The 5,018-nt window shown below is 63.2% G+C and carries 4 protein-coding genes and 2 pseudogenes; 3 read left to right on the top strand and 3 right to left on the bottom strand.

Translation table 11 applies throughout. From position 1 onward, the window contains the following. Positions 1 to 240 precede the first annotated feature (240 nt). Positions 241 to 970: pseudogene (locus tag MKK84_RS20675) on the bottom strand (MBL fold metallo-hydrolase). Between the two features lie 239 nt (positions 971 to 1,209). On the opposite strand from MKK84_RS20675, the gene MKK84_RS20680 reads away from it, so the two are divergent. Together MKK84_RS20680 and MKK84_RS20685 are read left to right on the top strand one after the other, a co-directional pair. After that, complete coding sequence (locus MKK84_RS20680; protein ID WP_243923051.1) at positions 1,210 to 1,629, top strand: CopG family transcriptional regulator; 420 nt, start codon at positions 1,210 to 1,212, stop codon at positions 1,627 to 1,629. An 83-nt stretch (positions 1,630 to 1,712) separates the two neighbouring features. Next, positions 1,713 to 3,017 (top strand): alpha/beta hydrolase family esterase, encoded by a 1,305-nt coding sequence (locus tag MKK84_RS20685; protein WP_243923053.1) that lies wholly within the window; start codon positions 1,713 to 1,715, stop codon positions 3,015 to 3,017. Positions 3,018 to 3,195: 178 nt separating this feature from the next. Here MKK84_RS20685 and MKK84_RS20690 read toward each other — a convergent pair whose 3' ends face one another. Beyond that, entirely contained in the window at positions 3,196 to 3,684 is a 489-nt protein-coding gene (locus tag MKK84_RS20690) for a phasin (RefSeq protein ID WP_243923055.1), read from the bottom strand. A gap of 99 nt (positions 3,685 to 3,783) precedes the next feature. On the opposite strand from MKK84_RS20690, the pseudogene MKK84_RS20695 reads away from it, so the two are divergent. Next, positions 3,784 to 4,078, top strand: a pseudogene (locus MKK84_RS20695) (integrase core domain-containing protein); the annotation flags it as partial. A gap of 76 nt (positions 4,079 to 4,154) precedes the next feature. On the opposite strand, the gene MKK84_RS20700 reads toward MKK84_RS20695, so the two are convergent. Continuing rightward, entirely contained in the window at positions 4,155 to 4,496 is a 342-nt protein-coding gene (locus MKK84_RS20700; protein WP_243923057.1) for a hypothetical protein, read from the bottom strand. Between the last annotated feature and the right edge of the window lie 522 nt (positions 4,497 to 5,018).

Consider the following 5,018-nt stretch of genomic DNA (forward strand, 5'->3'; position numbering starts at 1 on the left):
TCGACGTGATGGCCGGCCGCACCCTCGACAGGCTGCTGTTCGGCAACCGCGAGGGCACCGACCTTGCTGGTGCGATCCGGGATGAGGCGCTGACGCCGTTTCGGGCTTGGGAGCAGCGGCAGCCCCAGTATCGGGGATGAAAGTTCGACGGGTTACTTCGGCAAATCGAACTTGTGGCCCAAATCTGACGCTGGGTACCGACGCCCGTGGCTCCCCCGGGTGTGGATTGCTGCCTTTGGTTCAGAAGAGGACGAGGTTTCCGTCTTCCGCCGCCACGCAGCCTTCGGGCGTGCGCCCAAGCATGTCGGGGCTCATGTGCGTGAGAAGAACGGACTTGGCGGCGATCTCCGGCAGGTGGCGGCGCAGCGTCGCGAAATCGAGGTGGTAGCGCACGGGCCGTTCGGCCGTGTACGCCTCGGCGATGAGCAAGTCGGCTCCACGCGCAGCAGGAATGAGCGCGTCCACCCATTCCGTATCGCCCGTGTAGCAGATCACCTTGTCCTCGCAGGTGAGACGCAGCGCGTAGGATGGACTGCCGGAAGGGTGTCTGACCGGGTAGGCGGTTACGTTGATGCCATTGACCTCGGTCGGCGTCTCCGGCCCCACCTCGACGAGGTGCGGCCCGAATTTGCGCTCGATGGTCCACGAGCCTGGGAACATGGCTTCCATCAGCGCGGGTAGACGCTCACGCAGACCTGGCGGCCCCGCGATGGTCAGGGGCGAAGTACGACGGCTTACAAGCTGCGCATCAAGGATCAGGAACGGCAAGCCCCCGAAGTGATCCCCGTGTAGATGGGTCAGGAACACCGTTTCGATGCCGTTGGGACCGACCCCGAAGCGCCGCATAGCTACCAGCGAAGACGCGCCGCAATCGATTAGAACGCGTGGCCCTCGCTTCAACGTGGAAGCACGTATTGAACCGTCCGCCTGAGCCAAAAGCGTCACCGCAGCCAAGAACGCGAAGCTCCATCACCACGTCTCCTGCGGACCACCTTGACCTGTACAAAGCCCATTTTCACTACAGGGCTCGTGGCTGCGACGGTTCGGAGGCACCCCCTCGCAGCCAGTAGCAAGCGTCAGATTTGGACCACTAGGACCTGAGCCGCGTCTGCTTCACGCCACCGATCGCATCTTCGCGTCACTCATTGCAAATGGCCCGGCATTAGCCATCTCTAAACCATCCAATGGGATGGCTTGCGGAGGCTCGAGATGGCAGACAACGTGCGTGAGCTGCGACCGAAACTGCCCGACAGCGAGAAGCTGACGGTCAACCTCGGCTTTGTTGACCTCGGTCATATAGACCTAATGGTCCGCGACGGCTTCTACGCCAACCGCGCTGATTTCATCCGCACCGCGGTGCGCAACCAGATCGAGCGGCAGGGCGAGGCGGTGAAACAGTCCGTCAGCCGCAAACAGCTGCGGTTGGGCATGTCGTACTATTCGAGGCAGACCCTGGAGGCCGCCCGAGACGCTGGGACGCCGATCCACATCCAGGTGCTCGGGCTGGCCAGCATCGGCCTCGACGTCACTCCCGAGCTCGCGCGTGCCGCGATCGCCTCGGTCGAGGTGCTCGGCGCCTTCCAAGCCAGCCCGGCGGTCAAGGCCGCCCTGGCCGACCGCATCGCCTGACACGACCACCACCGCGCACGACGCTTCCGCGGAGGAGGCTGGGCATCCCGCACCGTCCACCTCGCGCACCAGGATCATCCCCGATGAACGCCTTTCCGAAGATGGACTTCTCCAAGTTCGCCATGCCGAAGCTCGACCCGGCACGCACCGCGCGGATGATGGAGAAGATGGCTGAGCTGCAGCAGCAACAGGCCGCCGCTTACGCCAAGTGGGCCGAGGTTCGGCAGGCCGCGGCCGCTGCCGCTACTCCTACCGCGCAGGCGACGAGCGCGCATGGCGGTGAGACAATCGACATGCTTGCGCCTTCGACCCCCGACGGGGCCTGGACGGCGCCGGATGCCGCTGCGGCTGGTGCCAGGAAGGAGCCAGCCTTCGACAAGAAGGCCTTCGCTCCCCAGGGCGACATCGCCGGCGACGTGATGCGCACGATCCAGGAGGCGCTGGCCAAGGGCGGCGTCAGAACCGGCTCGGATTTAGGCTTCAGTGGCGGGCTCGGGGGCGGCGCACCGGCCGCTCCGCTTCCGAACGGCGCACGCTTCGAGGCGCGCACCTTCACCGGTCCGGTCGGCAGCCGGAACTACAAGGTCTACGTGCCCAGCGGCTACACCGGTCAGTCGTTGCCGATCGTGGTGATGCTGCACGGCTGCACCCAGAACCCGGACGATTTCGCCCGCGGCACCCGGATGAACGCGGTGGCCGAGGAGCAGACCTTCCTGGTAGTCTACCCGGAGCAGCCGCGCTCGGCCAACATGCAGCGCTGCTGGAACTGGTACGAGCCGGGCGACCAGCAGCGCGAGGGCGGCGAGCCCGCGCTGATCGCCGGTATCGCTCGGCAGGTCATCGCGGAGTTCTCAGCTGATGCCGATCGGGTTTATGCTGCTGGCCTCTCGGCCGGCGGGGCCGCAGCGGCGATCCTGGCATCGACTTACCCCGACCTGTTCGCGGCGGTGGGCGTGCATTCCGGGCTGGCCTGCGGCGCGGCGCGCGACGTGCCCTCGGCCTTCGCGGCGATGCGGGGGGAGGGGGCCGGCGCCTCAGGCGGGAAGCGGCACGCCGTCCCGACGATCGTGTTCCACGGCGACGGCGACAATACCGTGAACGTGTTCAACGGCGAACGGGTGGCTGCGCAGGGACCGTCGGGACCCGATCTTGCTCAGGCGGCGCGCGGAGGGCGGACGCCGGACGGTGTCGCCTACACCCGCACGGTGCGCACGGATGCGTCAGGCCGGGCGGTGCTGGAGCAGTGGATCCTGCACGGCACCGGCCACGCGTGGTCAGGCGGCGATCCGGCAGGGTCGTTCACGGACGCACGCGGCCCGGACGCGAGTCGAGAGATGGTGCGGTTCTTCCTGGCGCAGGCTGGGGCGGCGAAGACCACACGGCAGTAAGGTTCACCGGGGGAGGGGACTCAAATCCGCTCCACCGGTAGCCATTGCCCGCGATCGGCGGAAACATGCCGTAGGCCATCGCATCCGACCATCTGCTACACCGGGCGCAGGCTCAGACCGACCATCGGTTGCGGGGCCGGCAAGGTGTGTCAGTCTCCCTTGCCGGCGACGCCGATCGTCAGTGCGTCGCCTGGTCGACTGCCTGTCCCGCCTCGTGGGTCGCCTGCTTGGCGGCGTCCTGGCCCTGCTCCAGCGCCTTGTGAGTGTGGGCGGCACCCTCCTGCATCGCAGTCTTGGCCTTCTCGGCGCCCTCCTTCATGGCACCCTGGACCATGCCGCCGAATTCCTTGGCCTGCGTCTGCATCGCCGCGAACTGGCCGCGCGCGAACTCCATCTGAAGCTGAATCGCCTCCTGCATCGTGCCCGCCCGCGCCAACTTCTGGGCGTGGTCGAAGCCGGCCTGGACGTTCTCCTCCGCGTACGCGAGGGCGCGAGTGTATAGGCCCTGCAGATTAGCGCCGGTCTGCTCGGCCGAGCCCTTCATCATCTCGGCGTTGCGCTTGGCGGAATCCATGTAGCTCGCAAAGGCCGTGCGGGCCTGGGTGACGCTGTTCTCGGCGAGGTCGCGCATCTGCGGCGGGACCTCCAAATTCGGGATGTTGGCCATGCTCGTTTCCTACCTGCGGTTGTCGCGCTGCGTTGTGCATTGCAACAAGGTCGGCGTCTAGGTAGGAATGCAGATTTAAACCGTCGGACACTCATCTAGATAGTGATTGAAGTCGACCGAGGCATCAATAACGAGCAGGTCGTGGCTGTCGTCGGCCGCTTGATGCTGCTGCGCGGATCACACCATACGCGATCCAAGTCGATAGCGGGCCTCAGTTCGTCTCGTAGGCAATCGACCGCTGGGTCTACGAGAACGGCGTCAAGCCGGACTTTCCGCGCCCTGGCAAGCCGACTGACACCGCGCTGGTCGAGTCGTTCAAAGGCCGCCTGCGCGATGAGTGCCTGAGCGCAAACTGATTTTGTCGCGGGCCGACGCCAGGAGTAAGATCGAAACGTAATGTCGGCACTCCAACGTTCGGCGCTCCATCGAGAATATGCCGACATAGCCCTAGGGTTAGTTGACAGCGCTTCCTAAATATTGTTGATTTCTTTTATCATGTAAATATTCTCTCCGCCGTCATTCACCGTAAATGTTTCCGACAAGATAATATTCTTGGTCATAATATTAGATGATAAATATCTTACTGCCTCATCAAAACCAGAACCGAAGTCCATGTCACCATCTTCGTCGATTATGAATGGGTAAACCTCGATTGCACCACGATTTTCCGCATCTCTAAATTTGCCGAAGCCTACGTAGTCCCATCCTTGAACGACTTTTTCGTCCTCAACGATGAAATCGAAAGCGTAAGTGTACGCCTTGCCCGGTCCGCGGACGAATTCACACTTCAATCTGACGAAACGCCGTCCCATCTATCGTCTCCATTCCAGACCCGAAAATTGCGCCAGTTATCTCCAGAAGGTCGGCCTGCCCGAATAAGGGTGGTCCCTGCCACCCATATTCCTCGACCGCAGCTGACCTAACCGGTATCTCGGATCGGGCCAAATGCTAGGCTTATGTAAGGTTGCGGCCATGGATAGATGACATACCAAATTGGGGGGGGGTTAGGGAGCACGGGCTCGCGGTAGCCTAGTGCACAGACGCCGAGAGCGCACCACGCACTTGCCAGCTAATTTGCAGCTATTGCGGCAGAAACTGCGCCGCCTCATGTAGTTTTGTAGGCGTCAGAGCACTATCGACGAATACTGCAACGACAATTATTGATTTTTTCTGCCATGCGCCTATTATGATCTGGTAATTACTCACCCCGGCAATTGCAGTGTTTAGGCGCCAACGGTCTTTAGGATGGTGCCGAAGGGACTGTGGCCTGTGAGGCGTGCTGTATCGACGACGGTTCGGATGGCGGCCTCGCCCTCGGCGGCCCACATCGCGCG

Origin of the sequence: Methylobacterium sp. E-065 (genome assembly GCF_022829605.1) — a bacterium.
Taxonomy (GTDB): Bacteria; Pseudomonadota; Alphaproteobacteria; order Rhizobiales; family Beijerinckiaceae; genus Methylobacterium.